Source organism: Micromonospora sp. WMMD998 (assembly GCF_029581235.1).
Lineage (GTDB): Bacteria > Actinomycetota > Actinomycetes > Mycobacteriales > Micromonosporaceae > Micromonospora.
Map to the genome: position 1 here is coordinate 2326304 of NZ_CP120740.1, position 15231 is coordinate 2341534.

The following is a 15231-nucleotide window of genomic DNA, read 5'->3' on the forward strand; positions in this document are numbered from 1 at the left end:
CGCCCTCTCCACGGTCTTCCCGCGGAGCGGCGGCCTCCCTGGTCCCGGCTCTTCACCCGGGCCCACCCTGGCCGACGACCGGGCGCCAGGCGTCCGGCCGCCGGCCGGACGGACAACCAGGGACAAAGTAGGAGTTAGCCACCATGGCCGTCGTGACCATGCGTCAGCTGCTGGAGAGCGGTGTGCACTTCGGGCACCAGACCCGGCGCTGGAACCCGAAGATGAAGCGTTTCATCTTCACCGAGCGCAACGGTATCTACATCATCGACCTGCGCCAGACCCTCGACTACATCGAGAAGGCGTACGAGTTCATCCGCTCCACCGTCGCGGGCGGCGGCAGCATCCTGTTCGTCGGCACCAAGAAGCAGGCCCAGGAGGCCATCGCCGAGCAGGCGACCCGGGTCGGCCAGCCGTACGTCAACCACCGCTGGCTCGGTGGCATGCTGACCAACTTCCAGACCGTGTACAAGCGGCTCCAGCGGATGAAGGAGCTTGAGGCCCTCGGTGACCTGAGCGGCACCGCCGCCGGTTACACCAAGAAGGAGACCCTCCAGCTCTCCCGCGAGAAGATCAAGCTGACCCGCACCCTGGGTGGCCTGCGGGACATGCAGAAGCTCCCGGCCGCGGTCTGGATCGTCGACACCAAGAAGGAGCACATCGCCGTCGACGAGGCCCGCAAGCTGGGCATTCCGGTGATCGCGGTGCTCGACACCAACTGCGACCCGGACGAGGTCGACTTCCCGATCCCGGGTAACGACGACGCCATCCGGTCGGCCGAGCTGCTGACCAAGGTCGTCGCCGCGGCCGTGGCCGACGGCCTGATCGCCCGTTCCGGCCGTGGCCGGGGCGGCGACGAGAAGCCCGAGGCGGGCCAGGTCGGCGCCGACGAGCCGCTGGCCGAGTGGGAGCGCGAGCTGCTTGAGGAGCCGAAGAAGGCCGACGAGCAGCCCGCCGCCACCGCGCAGCCGACCGCCGCTGCCGCCGAGCAGCCGGCCGCCACCGAGCAGCCGGCCGAGCAGCCGGCGACCGCCGCCGCCGAGTGATCGCAGCGCCGTGTCCCGCCGTCGGAGGGCGGCGGGACACGGCGGACACACCGGGGCGACATCGGCCCGGTTCCGGGTAACCGGCAGCTTGACCAACCCACCGCAGTAGTCACAGACACCGAAGAGAGAGTCATGTCCAACTTCACCGCCGCGGACGTCAAGAAGCTCCGCGACCTCACCGGCGCCGGCATGATGGACTCCAAGAAGGCGCTGACCGAGGCCGAGGGCGACTTCGACAAGGCCGTGGAGATCCTGCGCGTCAAGGGCGCCAAGGACGTCGGCAAGCGGGCCGGCCGCACCGCCGCCAACGGTCTCGTCGCCCACTCCGGCCAGGCGCTCCTCGAACTCAACTGCGAGACCGACTTCGTCGCCAAGAACGACGCCTTCATCTCGCTGGCCCAGCAGCTCGTCGAGCACGGCGTGACCAGTGGCGCCAGCAACGCCGAGGAGCTGCTCGCCAGCACCGTCGACGGCAAGAGCGTGGCCGACCTGATCCAGGAGCAGTCCGCCAAGATCGGCGAGAAGCTGGTGCTCAACCGCTTCGCCAAGCTCGACGGCACCACCGCGGTCTACCTGCACCGCAAGAGCCAGGACCTGCCCCCGGCGGTCGGCGTGCTGGTGCAGTACGCGGGCAAGACCGACGAGGCGGCCGACGCCGACGCGCGCGGCGTGGCCATGCAGATCGCCGCCATGCGGCCGAAGTACCTGACCCGCGACGAGGTGCCCGCCGAGACGGTCGAGTCCGAGCGGCGCATCGCCGAGCAGACCGCCCGCGAGGAGAACAAGCCCGCGGCGGCGCTGCCGAAGATCGTCGAGGGGCGGGTCAACGCCTTCTTCAAGGACTTCGTCCTGCTGGAGCAGGCGGCCGTCGCCGACAACAAGAAGACCGTCAAGCAGGTGCTGGCCGAGGCCGGCATCGAGGTGACCCGCTTCGTGCGGTTCGAGGTCGGCCAGGCCTGAGCCGCCGCGCCCGGCCGGTGAGTCCGGGCGCACGGAGAACGTCGACGAGGAGGCCGCCGGTGTACGCGACAGGCACCGCGGCCTCCTCGTCGCATAGGGTCGGCAAGGGCAGGTACGCGATGCCCGCGCGATGCGCGGGGAGAAGGGGCGGGGCGGATGACGCAGGTTGTGAGTGACCGGAGCCTGGCGGCGGAAGACCCCACCGCCCCGCCGCCCGGTCGGTCCCGTCGGGTGGTGCTGAAGCTTTCCGGCGAGGTCTTCGGCGGCGGCGCGATCGGCGTCGACCCGGACGTCGTGCAGGGCATCGCCCGGCAGATCGCCACCGTGGTCCGCCGTGGCGTGCAGGTCTCCGTGGTGGTCGGTGGCGGCAACTTCTTCCGCGGCGCCGAGTTGCAGAAGCGGGGCATGGACCGGGCCCGCGCCGACTACATGGGCATGCTGGGCACGGTGATGAACTGCCTCGCGCTCCAGGACTTCCTGGAGAAGGAAGGCATCGAGACCCGGGTGCAGAGCGCCATCACCATGGCCCAGGTCGCCGAGCCGTACATTCCGTTGCGCGCGATCCGGCACCTGGAGAAGGGCCGCGTGGTGATCTTCGGTGCCGGCGCCGGGATGCCCTACTTCTCCACCGACACGGTGGCCGCCCAGCGTGCGCTGGAGATCCGCGCGGACGTGGTGCTGATGAGCAAGAACGGCGTGGACGCGGTCTACACCGCCGACCCCCGGATCGACCCGACGGCGAGCAAGCTCGACTCGATCACCTTCTCCGAGGTGCTGCGCCGTAACCTGCGGGTGGCCGACGCCGCGGCGTTCAGCCTCTGCATGGAGAACGGCCTGCCGATGCTGGTCTTCGGCGCCCAGGGCGACGACACCATCGTCCGGGCCGTCGGCGGTGAGAAGATCGGCACGCTGATCACCGCCTGACCGGCCCGCCGGACCGGCAGCGGTCCTCTGCCACAGCCCCACAGCACAGCCCACGACGAGCGACAGAAGGAGGCGAGGAGACCGGTGATCGACGACACCCTCCTCGAGGCGGAGGAGAAGATGGAGCGTGCCATCGAGCACGCCAGGGAGGAATTCGGCGGGATCCGCACCGGTCGCGCCAACGCCGCCATGTTCTCCCGGATCGCCATCGACTACTACGGCAGCCCGACCCCGCTGCCGCAGATGGCGTCCATCGCGGTGCCCGAGCCGCGCATGGTGATCATCAAGCCGTACGACAACTCGCAGTTGGGCGCCATGGAGAAGGCGATTCGCGACTCGGACCTCGGGGTCAACCCGAACAACGAGGGCACCCAGTTGCGGATCGTGCTGCCGCAGATGACCGAGGAGCGGCGGCGGGACATGATCAAGATCGCCCGGCAGAAGGGCGAGGAGGCCAAGGTCGCCGTCCGCAACATCCGCCGCAAGGCCAAGGAGGAGCTGGACCGCCTGGTCAAGGACGGCGAGGTCGGCGAGGACGAGGGCCGGCGCGCGGAGAAGGACCTGGACGACCTGACCCAGCGCTTCGTCGCCACCGTGGACGAAATGATCAAGCACAAGGAGAGCGAGCTGCTCGAGGTCTGAGCGGCCCGCGTACCCGTCACGGCACCGCGTCGCCGCCGCCCGCGACCCGGGCGGCGGCCCGGTGCCGTCGTCGTGCCCGGACGGCGTCCACCCTCGGCGCGTTCCGGGTGCAGTAGGCTCGGCACGATACCCGACCACTACGGGGTGAACGGCGGGAATCGCCCGGCCGTCGGTCGGTCAAACAGGAAGTCTCACGCCGGTAGGGGATGGTCTTGGTCTTGCGTCATGTGGTGGCTTTCGTACCCTCTGCCGGTGCGTGATGTCCCACCCCGACCCCTACGGCAGCGCCGAGCCGCGAGGCTGGGACCGCCCGGCCGCCGCCCTGCCCTGGCCGGAGACCGACCTGGAGCCCGGCCCGTGGCGGCGTCCCGCGCCCGGCCCGGACGCGTACGCCCCGTCCGTCGACCGGGAGGCCTACGCCCCGCCGTACCCGAACGGTTCGCCGCGCCGCGACGGGCCGCGGCCGTCCGCCGGACCCCCGGCCGCGGAGCGCGGCCGGCGGGTCGGGCCGGGGCCCGGCGGTCCCGGTCCACGGCCCGACGACGAGTTTCCGACCGCGCAGATCGCGCCGGTGCGGGACGAGCCGACCGAGCACCTTCCGGTGGTACGCGACGAGCCCGCCCCCGAGCCGCCGGCCGGTCGCCGGTCGAAGGGGCGTCGGCGGGCGAGCGCGGAGCGCCCCCCGACCGCCGCGCCCCGGGCGTCCCGGGCGGGGCGCAACCTGCCGGCGGCGATCGGCGTCGGGTTGGGTCTCGGCGCGGCGATCGTGGTGCCGCTCTTCTTCTTCCTGCCGGCGTTCCTCGCCGTGCTCGTCGCCGCCGTGGCCGTCGGCACCTGGGAGATGACCCGGGCGGTCCGCCGCGGCGGCGCGCACCCGCCGCTGGTGCCGCTCGTCGCCGGCGGGGTGATCATGATCGGGCTGGCCTGGTTCGCCGGCCCGGACGCGCTCTGTCTCGGGCTGCTGGTCACCGTGCTCGGCACGATGATCTGGCGGCTGGGCGACGGCCCCGGCAACTATCAGCGTGACCTGACCGCGGGCACGCTGATCGCCGTCTACGTGCCCTTCCTGGCCGGTTTCGCCGCCCTGCTCGCCGCCGCACCCGACGACGGTCACCTGCGGGTGCTTGTCACGCTTGTGGCCGTGGTGCTCTCCGACACCGGCGGGTACGCCGCCGGGGTGGCCTTCGGCAAGCATCCGATGGCCCCGAGGATCAGCCCGAAGAAGTCCTGGGAGGGCTTCGCCGGCTCGGTCACCGCCGCCGCGGCGGGTAGCGCGTTGCTGCTGTGGCTGCTGTTCGAGGTGGCGCCGTGGTGGGGCGCGTTGTTCGGGGTGGCGATCTCCTGCGCGGCGGTGCTCGGCGACCTCGGCGAGTCGATGATCAAGCGGGATCTGGGCGTCAAGGACATGAGCAACCTGTTGCCCGGTCACGGTGGCCTGATGGACCGGCTCGACTCGATCCTGTTCGCGGTGCCGACGGCGTACCTGCTGCTCGCGGTCTTCGTGCCGGTGGTGGGCTGAGGGATGGATCACCTCGGCGCCCGGGGGCGGAATGGCCGGTCGGTCACGATTCGGGACCCACGGACGGGTGCGTGCGGCCCGGCGCGTGTCAGACTGGACGCGCCATGACGAGCCTCCCGCTGATCTCCGTAGACCCCGACGCCCGTGGCCGCCGGCCCACGATGCCTCCCCGCCACCTCGCCGACCTGGACCTGCCGGGCCGGCAGGCGCTCGTCACCGAGCTGGGCGAGCCCGCGTTCCGCGCCAAGCAGGTCTCGAACCACTACTTCGGCCGGCTGGTCCGCGACCCGGAGCGGATGACGGACCTGCCGGCGTCGACCCGGGAGCGGCTGGCCGGCACGCTGCTGCCCACCCTACTCACGCCGGTGCGCGAGCTGGCCTGCGACGACGGCGCGACCCGCAAGGCGCTCTGGCGGCTGCACGACGGCTCGCTCGTGGAGAGCGTCCTGATGGGCTACCCGGACCGGGTCACCGTCTGCATCTCCAGCCAGGCCGGCTGCGGCATGGCCTGCCCGTTCTGCGCCACGGGCCAGGCCGGGCTGACCCGCAACCTCTCCACCGCGGAGATCGTCGACCAGGCGGTCTACCTGGCCGGGGTGGCCGCCTCCGGCGCGGTGGCCGGCTCGCCGCCGCGGCTGTCGCACGTGGTGTTCATGGGCATGGGCGAGCCGCTTGCCAACTACTCGCGGGTGGTGGCGGCGATCCGCCGGTTGGTGTCGCCGGCGCCGGAGGGCCTCGGCCTGTCCCAGCGGCACATCACCGTTTCCACGGTCGGGCTGGTCCCGGCCATCCGCCGACTGGCCAGCGAAGACCTCTCGGTGACCCTTGCGTTGTCGCTGCACGCCCCCGATGATGGGCTGCGCGACGAACTCGTCCCGGTCAACCAGCGCTGGAAGGTGTCCGAGGTGCTGGACGCGGCGTGGGGCTACGCGGCCACGACGGGGCGTCGCGTGTCCATCGAGTACGCGATGATCAAGGACGTGAACGACCAGCCGTGGAGGGCCGATCTGCTCGGGCGACTGCTGGCCGGCAAGTTGGCCCACGTGAACCTGATCCCGCTCAACCCGACCCCGGGCAGCCGCTGGGACGCCAGCCCGAAGCCGGTCGAGCGGGAGTTCGTCCGGCGGTTGCGCGACGCCGGGGTGTCCACCACGGTGCGGGACACCCGAGGTCGCGAGATCGACGGGGCGTGTGGGCAGCTCGCCGCCGCCGAGGACACGGACAGCGACCCACGCGCGGCAACCGCGTAGCGGTACGAGACCAGGAGACATAGTGGCGAGTCAGGGGCAGCGTTTCCGGCGTAAGGCACTCCGCCGGGGATACAAGGTCGACGAGGTGGACGCCTTCCTGGACCGGGTCGAGGCGACCCTCGACGGCCAGCCGGTGGGCGCGCCCGTCGCCTCTCAGGAGGTCCACGACGTCGTCTTCCGGGTCCGGTTCAACGGCTACGACGAGTGGCAGGTCGACCTGCACCTCGACCGGGTCGAGCGGCAGCTCGCCGAGCTGGAGGAGCGCGGCGGCGCTCCCGGCGGGCGGGGCGTCGATCCCCGGATGGCCGACCGGCACGGCCCGCCGATGCGAGACGACCGGGGCCTGTCCCCGGTCCCGCAGCCGCCGATGCCGCCGCGCCAGATGCCGGCGCAGGCCGGCCCGCCCGCCGACCGCTACGGCAACCGCTACGACGAGCCGACCGGCGCGTTCGCCGGGGGCTACGACAACCCCCGCGGCGGCTACGACGCGCCGCGCGGCCCGGCCGGTCCCGGTCCGATGGGTCCGCCGCCGGGCGCGCCGATGGGCCACGGCGGCCCGCCGCCCCGTGGCCTGCCGCCCGGCCCGAGCGGGTACGGCCAGGACCCCGGCCACGGTGGCTACGGTGCGCCGGACCAGGGCCCGGGCGGGTACGGCCCGGAGCCCGGCCAGGGTGCGTACGGCGGCCCGAGTGACCGGTTCGACGGCTTCGAGGCGGGTCGGCACGGCCGCGCCGACATGACCGCGGAGATCCGGATGCCCGAGCGTGACCTGCGTGAGCTGCGCGGACGCGGCCCGGCCGGTCCGCCGGCGCTGCCGCAGCAGGGCTACGGCCCGCCGGACTCCGGCTACGGTGGTGGCCCCTCGATGACGGGTCCGCCGCTTGTCGGTCCGCCGGCCGCCGGCCCGCCGATGGTGGGTCCGCCGATGGCCGGCCCGCCCGGCAGCGACCTCTACCGGGTCGACCAGATCCGGCGCAGCTTCCAGGTCCGCCGGTTCGGCAGCGGGTACGACCCGGACCAGGTCGACCGGTTCTTCGAGACGCTGCTCGGCGGCATGCAGGGACGCAACGCGATGCCGGTGAGCCCGAAGGAACTCGACACGCTGCGGTTCGGGCTCGTGCCCGGCGGCTACTTCGAGGCGGAGGTCGACGCCGCGCTCAAGGACGTGCAGGACATTCTGCTGGGCCGTTGAGCCTGCTGCCGACGGCGAAGGGCCCGCCCCCCCGGGGGGGGGACGGGCCCTTTCGCGTACCGCTGGCGCCGGGCGTCAGGACCGCAGGCCGTTGCGGCGCAGCACCGCGTCGCCGATGACGATGGCGAGCAGCAGCGCGGCGATCCCGAACAGCCAGATGTGCTCCACCCGGCCCTGCTCGGTGCCGCAGAGCGCCATCAACACCAGGGCCACCGCCGACACCACCGCGCCGATCCGCCCGGACCTGCGGTGCCCGGGCTTGTGCTGATCTGGCGCGGTTACCGGCTCGTCTCCTGCCACTGTCGGTCCTTCCCTCGCGATCGGATCTCCGGTTAGTCTGGCACGCCCCGTGATCGGCCCGGCGCAGGGTCCGGCCGGACGGGACGCGGATGACCCGCGAGGGCGACCGCTACGGGCGTCGCGGAACGGCGACCACACTGTCTCCGGTAGCGTCGTGGCGTACGCCTGATGCCTTTTTCGAGGGGGACTACGGTGCGAGTGACCGGTACGGGCCACGCCAGCATGCGGATCGACACGCCCGCGGGCAGCATCCTGTGCGACCCGTGGGTCAACCCCGCCTACTTCGCCTCGTGGTTTCCCTTCCCGGACAACTCGCAGCTCGACTGGGCGACGCTGGGCCAGGTCGACTACCTGTACGTGTCGCACCTGCACCGGGACCACTTCGACGCCAAGCACCTGCGTGACGTGATCTCCAAGGACGCCACCGTCCTGCTGCCCGAGTTCCCCACCTCCGAGATGGAGGACGAGCTGCGGGCGTTGGGCTTCACCACGTTCCTCAAGGCCCCGAACGAGCAGGTCGTGGAGCTGCCCGGCGGGCTGAAGATCATGATCCAGGCGTTGACCAGCCCGACCGACGGCCCGATCGGCGACTCGTCGCTCTGGGTCGAGTACGACGGCGTCCGGCTGCTCAACCAGAACGACGCCCGCCCCACCGACCTGACCGTCTTCGCCGAGTTGGGCCACGTGCACGCGCACATGCTCCAGTTCTCCGGCGCGATCTGGTATCCGATGGTCTACGAGCTGCCGCAGTCGGCGAAGACCGCGTTCGGCAAGCAGAAGCGGGACCGGCAGTTCGACCGCACCTGGCGCTACATCGACGACCTGAAGGCCGACAACGTCTTCCCGATCGCCGGCCCGCCGTGCTTCCTCGACGACGAGCTGTGGCAGTTCAACGACATCTTCGGCGACGAGGGCAACATCTTCCCCGACCAGTCGGTCTTCCTGGCCGAGTACGCGAAGGTCGGCGGCACCAACGGCATCGTGCTGCTGCCGGGCAGCGTCGCGGAGGTCACCACCGAGGGCGCGACCACCACGCACCCGGTGCCGGTGGAGGAGTTCTTCGCGAACAAGGTCGCCCACCTGGAGGAGATGCGGGAGCGCAAGCGCCCGGTCATCGAGGCCGAGAAGGCGTCCTGGCGGCACCCCGAGGTCGACGTGCTGGGCGAGATGAAGCGCCGGATCGAGCCGCTGCTCGACGAGTCGATCTACCTGGCCAAGGGGGTCGGCGGTCCGGTCCGCTTCGACCTGGTGAGCTACGACGGCAACGACGTCGAGTCGATCGTGGTGGACTTCCCGGGCAAGGAGGTCCGGCCGTACGCGGACGAGAAGGTCCGCTACCGTTTCCGCACCGAGCGCGCGCTGGTCGAGCACCTGCTGCACATCGGCGAGGTGGACTGGGTCAACTCGCTCTTCCTGTCCTGCCGGTTCTCCGCGGCGCGGATCGGCCAGTACAACGAGTTCGTCTACGCCTTCTTCAAGTGCCTCTCCGAGGAGCGCCTCCAGTACGCCGAGGGCTGGTACGACGAGCACGAGCGGGCGGTCGACGCCGAGGACATCACGCTCGACGGCTGGGTGGTGCAGCGGCGCTGCCCGCACCTGAAGGCGGATCTGAGCCGCTTCGGCATCGTCGACGGCGACCAGCTCACCTGCCAGTTGCACGGCTGGAAGTTCGACCTGGCCAGCGGCCGTTGCCTGACCAGCGTCGGGCACAAGGTCCGCGCCCACCGGGCCGACGCGGAGACCCCGGCGCCGGCCGGGGAGGCGATCATCTGACGCTTTCGCCCCGCCGGCCGTCCCCGGCACGCGACCATCTCCTGGTGAGGGGGCGGCGTGACGGGGGCGGACAGGGAGTCGGAGTACCGGTTCGGGCGCGGGAGCGAGATGGCGCGGGACGCCTCCCGGGTGGAGGCGTTCAGTGACGCGGTGATCGCCATCGTGCTCACGCTGATGGCGGTCGAGCTGCTCCAGTTCGGTCCGGACGCCCCGGACGACAAGGGGCTGCCGGCGGCGCTCGGGCACGAGTGGCGCGCCTACCTGGCGTACGTGATCACGTTTGCGGTGGTCGGTCAGGTCTGGTTGACCCACCACAACATGTGGCGCTACGTCTGCCGGGTGGACCAGATGCTGCTGGTGTTCAACCTGCTGTTGTTGATGTTCGTGGCGGCCATTCCGTTCACCGCGAACCTGCTCGCGGACCACCTGCGCGGCAGCGTGGGTGACCAGCGGTTGACCGCCGCGCTCTACGTCGGCACGGTGCTCGGTGAGGCGTTCTTCTTCAACCTGAGCTGGTGGTGGGCGCGCAGGCGGGGGCTGCTGCACCCGGGTCTCGACCCGCGGCTGGCCCGGGCGGTGGCCCGCCGGTTCCGGCTCGGCCCGCTGCTCTACCTGGTGGCGTTCGCGGTGGTGTTCGTCGACCCGATCCTCAGCCTGCTGGCGTACCTGCTGCTCGTCGGCCTCTACGTGATCCGTGGCCCGGGCGACCTCCCGCGCGCCGGCCAGGAGGCCGCCTCGCCGTGAGGTGTTAAAAGGGGGCCCTTCCTCTACCGCAGGCGTTAAGCGGGGCCCCCTCCTTACATCTCGGCGAGGATGCGGCGGGCGGCGTTGTGGCCGGCGGCGCCGATCACGCTGCCCGCCGGGTGGCAGCCGGCGCTGCCGGCGTAGACGCCGGGAACGCCTGTCGCGTACGGCATCCGGTCGGTGAACGACACCGTGTTGTCGACGTGGTGGATGTGCCCGCCGGTGATGCCGAAGTGGGCCTCGATGCCGGGCGGGGGCAGCGGCACCGCGTCCGCGATCAGGTCGCCGGCGTCCGGCGCGTACCGCTCGCAGATCGCGACCAGCTTCTCCACGTAGCCGGGCAGCGCCGCGTCCCAGGTGGTGCCGGCCAGCTCGTAGGGGACCGACTGGACGAACAGGGCCGACGAGTGGTGCCCGGCGTCGTCGGACAGCGACGGGTCGACGGTGGTGTGCAGGTACCACTCGATGGTCGGCTCGTCCGGCAGCCGCCCGGCCCGCACGTCGGCCCACATGCCGCGCAGCGCGGCCATCGGCGACGCGCCGCCACCGCCGACCAGCGAGTCGGAGCCGGGGAGCAGGTGGATGGTGGAGCCGAACGGGCTGGGCGCGTCGGCCGGCAGGCAGGAGAAGCGCGGCAGCCCGGTGAGCGCCAGGTTGAGCTTGAGCGTGGTGCCGGGCCGGCGGACCGCCGCCATCCGCGCGCCCAGCTCCGCCGGGAGCGCGCCGTCGGGCAGCAGCCCCATCAGCCGGTACGGGTCGCACGCCCCGAGCACCACGGGCGTCGCCACCTCCCGGCCGTCGGCGAGCACCACGCCGGAGGCGGCGCCGCCGTCGAGCGTGATCGCGGTGACCGGGGCGCCGGTGACGATCCGGGCGCCCGCGGCCCGGGCGGCGTCGGCGAAGGTACGCGACACGGTGCCCATGCCGCCCTCGGCGATCATCCAGGTGCCGCCCGCGCCGGGCAGCCGGCACATGTTGTGCACCAGGAAGTTGTGCCCGGTGCCCGGGTCGTCCGGGCCGGCGTTGAGCCCGGACAGGCCGTCGGTCACCGCGTACATGCTGACCAGCAGCTCGGAGCGGAAGTCGAAGCGGGCCAGGTAGTCGGCGACCGAGCCGCGGACCAGGTCCACGAAGACCTGCCGCAGTGCCGGCCGGACGTACCGCTCGGCGGTCTCCTCGACCGGCAGCGGCTCGGCCAGCCAGGCCGGCGCGAGGTCGTCGCGGAGCTGGGCCAGCTCGGCCTGGAGCGCGTCGTCGGCGGCCACGTCCGCCGCCGAGAACATGTCGGTGAGCTGCCGCCGGGTGGCCGCGGTGTCGCGGCCGAAGAGGAGGTACGGCGAGCCGGGCCCGCCCGGCGTGGGCAGGAAGTAGTGCGGGTCGCGCCGGAGCACCGGAATGGTCACGTCGAGCGTGGCGAGCAACTCCGGCGGCATCAGCCCGAGCAGGTACGACCCGGTGGAGTGGCGCAGCCCGGGCACCAGCGGGAACGGGCTCTCCGTGCGGGTGGCCCCGCCGATCACCCCGGCGGCCTCCAGCACCAGCACGTCGAGGCCGGCGCGGGCCAGCAGGACGGCCGAGACCAGACCGTTGTGCCCGGAGCCGACCACCACGACGTCGGCGCGGGACGGCAGCTCACTCCCGTCGTTCATGGGACCGGAGCCTACTGCCGGGCCGACCCCGGCGGGAGGGTTCGCGGCGGGACGCTACGGTGACGCCCATGTCCGAGGGTGTCCAGTTCGCGCTCCTGGCGGGGCTCGCCGCGCTCCTGCTCGTGCTCGTGTTCCGGCGTGCCGCGGGCCGCCCCCGGGACCTGGTCGCCCCGGATCCGGCCACCGGCGGCGGGCAGGCCGAGGTGCTCCGGCTGGCCCGCGCGGGGCGGACGGTCGAGGCGGTCAAGCTGCTCCGCCAGCAGACCGGGCTGCCGCTGCTGGAGGCGAAGCAGGCGGTCGACGCGCTGCGGGCGGGCGGCACGCTGCCGGCCGCGCCCGCCGGCCCGGCCGACCCGGACGGTGAGGTGCGCGCCGCGGCGACCCGGCTCGTCCGCGCCGGCAAGAAGATCCACGCCGTCAAGCTGGTACGGGAGCACACGAGCTGGTCGCTGGCGGAGGCGAAGCGGTACGTGGACCGGCTCTGACGTCACCGCGCGTTCACCGGGCAGTGGCAGCGGTCGATGCCGGCCGAGGGTTACCGTCGGTGGGCGCCAACCGCCATCCCGGGAGGTCAACCGATGGATCGTCGTACCGTCCTGCGCGCCGTCACCGTGGCCGGGGGCACCGCCTTCGCCGGCAGCCTCTGGGCCGCCGCCGCTCCGGCCGCGCCCGCCCAACCCGGCCCCGGCCCCTACGGCGACCTGCTGGCCGCCGACGCCAACGGCCTCCAGTTGCCCGCCGGCTTCACCGGTCGGGTGGTCGCCCGGTCCAGCCAGCGGGTCCCCGGCACCTCGTACGTCTGGCACCCGGCGCCGGACGGCGGCGCCTGCTTCCCGGCCGGCGACGGCTGGATCTACGTCTCCAACTCGGAGGTCCCGCTTGTCGGCGGCGCCTCGGCCCTGCGGTTCGCGGCCGACGGGTCGGTCGTCGCCGCGTACCGGATCCTCAGCAACACCAACAGCAACTGCGCGGGCGGGGCCACCCCGTGGGGGACGTGGCTCTCCTGCGAGGAGGTGCCGCTGGGCCGGGTCTTCGAGACCTGGCCGGGCGGCGGCCGGTCGGGCGAGGAGCGGACCCGGATGGGGCGGTTCAAGCACGAGGCGGCGGCCTGCGACCCGGTCCGGCAGGTGGTCTACCTGACCGAGGACGAGCCGGACGGCTGCTTCTACCGCTTCCTCCCGGACACCTGGGGCGACCTGCGCACCGGCCGGCTCCAGGTGCTCTGCGCCCGGGACGGCCAGGTGACCGGGCCGGTCACCTGGCAGGACCTGCCGGACCGGGACGGCTTCCCGGTGCCCACCCGCCGCCAGGTGCGCGACGCGCAGTCGTTCGACGGCGGGGAGGGCTGCTGGTACGCGGACGACACCTGCTGGTTCACCACCAAGGGCGACAACCGGGTGTGGGCGTACGACGCGGTGGCGCAGCGACTGGATCTGGCGTACGACGACTCGCTGGTGGAGTCCGGCGCGGCGCCGCTGACCGGGGTGGACAACATCACCGGCAGCGCGGGCGGCGACCTGTACGTGGCCGAGGACGGCGGCGACATGGAGATCAACATGATCACGCCGGCCGGCGTGGTGACCCCGTTCGTCCGGCTCCTCGGGCAGGACGGCTCGGAGATCACCGGGCCGGCGTTCTCCCCCGACGGCAGCCGGCTCTACTTCTCCTCGCAGCGCGGCACCAGCGGCGCCAAGGCGGGCAGCGGCGGCATCACGTACGAGGTGCGCGGCCCGTTCCGGCGCTGACCGGCGGTCAGGGGCGGGCCGCCAGGTGGGCGGCCCGCCACCGGCCCAACGCCAGCGTGGCCGAATATCCGGCCAGCACGATCACGTGGAAGAGATAGAGCCAGAGCAGCACCGCCACCCCGGCGCCGATCTCGTCGAAGCCGCCGAACGGCACGCCCAGGTTCAGCGGCAGCGAGCAGAACAGCACGAAGCCGTGCAGGAAGCCGGAGAGGTTCGCGGCGGTGAACGAGCCCATGCCCAGCGTGGCGAGCCAGTCCGGGGAGGCCGGGCCGACCACCCGGAACACCCACACCAGCACCGGCGTGAGCACCAGCCACACCGCCAGGAACGACAGCACGACGCCGAGCGCGCCGATCCAGCCGCCCTGGCGCACCAGCCGGGTGGTCAGCGGCAGCGCCATCAGGATCGACAGCAGCAGCGCGGGGGCGGGCGCGAGCAGTGGCAGCAGCAGCAGCCGGCCGCGCCAGCCGACGAGCGCCCCGGACTCGCCGCGCGGCTCGGCCACCGAGACGAACGCCCGGCGCAGCCCCTCGCCGTAGAGGGAGGCCGGCAGCAGCGACGCCAGGGCCAGCAGCGGGGTCAGCCCCAACCCGGCGTCGACGAGCGCGGCCACCGCCCGGTGCGCGCCGATCTCGGTGGGCAGCGTTTCGATGGCGTACGAGGTCAGCCGGCGCACCTGGTCGTCGCCGGCGAGCAGCCCGGTGAGCCAGATCGCCAGCAGCGCCACCGGCACCACCGCGATCGCCCCGTAGAACGTGATCGCGGCGGCGTGCAGCGACAGGTCCCGGCCACGGACCGGCCGGAACGCCGCCGAGGTGATCCGTTTCGCCCGTTGCCACCCGTCGCCCATCGCCCCCTCGTTCCCCGTGCGGTGGCCGGCCACGCATTACGATCCGGCGTCATGATGATCGCCTCGACCGAGCGGCTCGTGGTCCGGGCCTGGACCGAGTCACCCGACGACCTCGCCCGGGTCTACGACATCTACTCCCGGGAGGAGGTGATGCGCTGGCTGGGCGGCGGCCGGGGGCGGATCACCGAGCCGGGCCAGGCGCTGGAGCGGGTGCGCTCGTGGCGGGAGCGCGACGCCCCGTACGACGGTCGGTGGGGCCTGTGGGCCATCGAGCCGCACGCGGCGGGTCGCGCGGCCGGCAGCGTCCTGCTCAAGCCGTTGCCCGGCCGCGACGGCGTCACGCCGACCGACGACCTGGAGGTCGGCTGGCACCTGCACCCCGACGCCCAGGGCCACGGGTACGCCACCGAGGCGGCCCGGGCGGTGCTGGCGCGGGAGTTCGCCGCCGGGACGGCCCGGGTCCACGCGGTGGTGATGCCCGGCAATGAGCCGTCGATGGCGGTGGCCCGGCGGCTCGGCATGACCCACGTCGGGGTCCGCACCGACTGGTACGGCGGCACCGAGCTGGAGACATTCGTCCTGAACCGTCCCGTCTAGCTCGTTGGCGCTTTGCCGACGGCCTCCCTACGGTGGTGGAGAC

Annotated in this window: 15 protein-coding genes; 12 read left to right on the forward strand and 3 right to left on the reverse strand. The window is 72.8% G+C overall.

Going from position 1 to position 15231, the window contains the following annotated elements:
* Positions 1 to 143: 143 nt before the first annotated feature.
* From rpsB to O7619_RS11100, 7 genes are all read left to right on the forward strand, one after another.
* Positions 144 to 1043 carry a 30S ribosomal protein S2 gene (rpsB, locus tag O7619_RS11070; protein WP_282287438.1) on the forward strand — a complete coding sequence of 300 codons (900 nt, stop codon included), beginning with the start codon at positions 144 to 146 and terminating at the stop codon, positions 1041 to 1043.
* A gap of 132 nt (positions 1044 to 1175) precedes the next feature.
* Positions 1176 to 2003, forward strand: coding sequence for a translation elongation factor Ts (gene tsf, locus O7619_RS11075; RefSeq protein ID WP_282287439.1), 828 nt, complete (start codon positions 1176 to 1178; stop codon positions 2001 to 2003).
* A gap of 156 nt (positions 2004 to 2159) precedes the next feature.
* Positions 2160 to 2927, forward strand: a complete 768-nt coding sequence (gene pyrH, locus O7619_RS11080; protein WP_013284607.1) for a UMP kinase — start codon at positions 2160 to 2162, stop codon at positions 2925 to 2927.
* 84 nt (positions 2928 to 3011) lie between these two features.
* Entirely contained in the window at positions 3012 to 3569 is a 558-nt protein-coding gene (gene frr, locus O7619_RS11085) for a ribosome recycling factor (protein ID WP_282287441.1), read from the forward strand.
* 259 nt (positions 3570 to 3828) lie between these two features.
* Entirely contained in the window at positions 3829 to 5088 is a 1260-nt protein-coding gene (locus O7619_RS11090; protein ID WP_282287442.1) for a phosphatidate cytidylyltransferase, read from the forward strand.
* Between the two features lie 104 nt (positions 5089 to 5192).
* Positions 5193 to 6338: a 23S rRNA (adenine(2503)-C(2))-methyltransferase RlmN gene (gene rlmN / locus O7619_RS11095; protein WP_282287443.1), complete on the forward strand. Its 1146-nt coding sequence runs from the start codon at positions 5193 to 5195 to the stop codon at positions 6336 to 6338.
* A 22-nt stretch (positions 6339 to 6360) separates the two neighbouring features.
* Positions 6361 to 7530, forward strand: a complete 1170-nt coding sequence (locus tag O7619_RS11100; protein ID WP_282287444.1) for a DivIVA domain-containing protein — start codon at positions 6361 to 6363, stop codon at positions 7528 to 7530.
* Between the two features lie 75 nt (positions 7531 to 7605).
* Here the strand turns inward: O7619_RS11100 and O7619_RS11105 are convergent, their stop codons facing one another.
* Positions 7606 to 7830: a DUF2631 domain-containing protein gene (locus O7619_RS11105; RefSeq protein WP_282287445.1), complete on the reverse strand. Its 225-nt coding sequence runs from the start codon at positions 7828 to 7830 to the stop codon at positions 7606 to 7608.
* A 192-nt stretch (positions 7831 to 8022) separates the two neighbouring features.
* Between O7619_RS11105 and O7619_RS11110 the strand changes: the two genes are divergently transcribed.
* Together O7619_RS11110 and O7619_RS11115 are read left to right on the forward strand one after the other, a co-directional pair.
* The gene (locus O7619_RS11110; RefSeq protein WP_282287446.1) at positions 8023 to 9603 is read left to right on the forward strand and encodes a Rieske 2Fe-2S domain-containing protein; all 1581 of its coding nucleotides are present in this window, start codon (positions 8023 to 8025) and stop codon (positions 9601 to 9603) included.
* Positions 9604 to 9711: 108 nt separating this feature from the next.
* Positions 9712 to 10347, forward strand: a complete 636-nt coding sequence (locus O7619_RS11115; RefSeq protein ID WP_282288767.1) for a TMEM175 family protein — start codon at positions 9712 to 9714, stop codon at positions 10345 to 10347.
* 53 nt (positions 10348 to 10400) lie between these two features.
* Here the strand turns inward: O7619_RS11115 and O7619_RS11120 are convergent, their stop codons facing one another.
* A complete protein-coding gene (locus tag O7619_RS11120) occupies positions 10401 to 11996 on the reverse strand; it encodes an NAD(P)/FAD-dependent oxidoreductase (protein WP_282287448.1) in 1596 nt (531 codons plus the stop codon).
* A gap of 68 nt (positions 11997 to 12064) precedes the next feature.
* Here O7619_RS11120 and O7619_RS11125 point away from each other — a divergent pair, with 68 nt between their 5' ends.
* On the forward strand, positions 12065 to 12481 hold the full coding sequence (locus O7619_RS11125) for a 50S ribosomal protein L7/L12 (RefSeq protein ID WP_282287449.1): 417 nt from the start codon (positions 12065 to 12067) through the stop codon (positions 12479 to 12481).
* 93 nt (positions 12482 to 12574) lie between these two features.
* A complete protein-coding gene (locus tag O7619_RS11130; RefSeq protein WP_282287450.1) occupies positions 12575 to 13741 on the forward strand; it encodes an alkaline phosphatase PhoX in 1167 nt (388 codons plus the stop codon).
* A gap of 7 nt (positions 13742 to 13748) precedes the next feature.
* On the opposite strand, the gene O7619_RS11135 is transcribed toward O7619_RS11130, so the two are convergent.
* Positions 13749 to 14591, reverse strand: a complete 843-nt coding sequence (locus O7619_RS11135; RefSeq protein WP_282287451.1) for a YhjD/YihY/BrkB family envelope integrity protein — start codon at positions 14589 to 14591, stop codon at positions 13749 to 13751.
* 51 nt (positions 14592 to 14642) lie between these two features.
* Here O7619_RS11135 and O7619_RS11140 point away from each other — a divergent pair, with 51 nt between their 5' ends.
* Entirely contained in the window at positions 14643 to 15188 is a 546-nt protein-coding gene (locus tag O7619_RS11140) for a GNAT family N-acetyltransferase (RefSeq protein ID WP_282287452.1), read from the forward strand.
* The last annotated feature ends 43 nt before the right edge of the window (positions 15189 to 15231 follow it).

What these genes read in the sequence shown, in the direction of transcription:
- tsf (WP_282287439.1), top strand. Translation starts at nt 1,176, where the DNA reads ATGTCCAACTTCACCGCCGCGGACGTCAAGAAGCTCCGCGACCTCACC.
- O7619_RS11120 (WP_282287448.1), bottom strand. Translation starts at nt 11,996, where the DNA reads ATGAACGACGGGAGTGAGCTGCCGTCCCGCGCCGACGTCGTGGTGGTC.
- O7619_RS11090 (WP_282287442.1), top strand. Translation starts at nt 3,829, where the DNA reads ATGTCCCACCCCGACCCCTACGGCAGCGCCGAGCCGCGAGGCTGGGAC.
- O7619_RS11115 (WP_282288767.1), top strand. Translation starts at nt 9,712, where the DNA reads ATGGCGCGGGACGCCTCCCGGGTGGAGGCGTTCAGTGACGCGGTGATC.
- O7619_RS11130 (WP_282287450.1), top strand. Translation starts at nt 12,575, where the DNA reads ATGGATCGTCGTACCGTCCTGCGCGCCGTCACCGTGGCCGGGGGCACC.
- pyrH (WP_013284607.1), top strand. Translation starts at nt 2,160, where the DNA reads ATGACGCAGGTTGTGAGTGACCGGAGCCTGGCGGCGGAAGACCCCACC.
- rpsB (WP_282287438.1), top strand. Translation starts at nt 144, where the DNA reads ATGGCCGTCGTGACCATGCGTCAGCTGCTGGAGAGCGGTGTGCACTTC.
- O7619_RS11140 (WP_282287452.1), top strand. Translation starts at nt 14,643, where the DNA reads ATGATGATCGCCTCGACCGAGCGGCTCGTGGTCCGGGCCTGGACCGAG.
- rlmN (WP_282287443.1), top strand. Translation starts at nt 5,193, where the DNA reads ATGACGAGCCTCCCGCTGATCTCCGTAGACCCCGACGCCCGTGGCCGC.
- O7619_RS11135 (WP_282287451.1), bottom strand. Translation starts at nt 14,591, where the DNA reads ATGGGCGACGGGTGGCAACGGGCGAAACGGATCACCTCGGCGGCGTTC.
- O7619_RS11125 (WP_282287449.1), top strand. Translation starts at nt 12,065, where the DNA reads ATGTCCGAGGGTGTCCAGTTCGCGCTCCTGGCGGGGCTCGCCGCGCTC.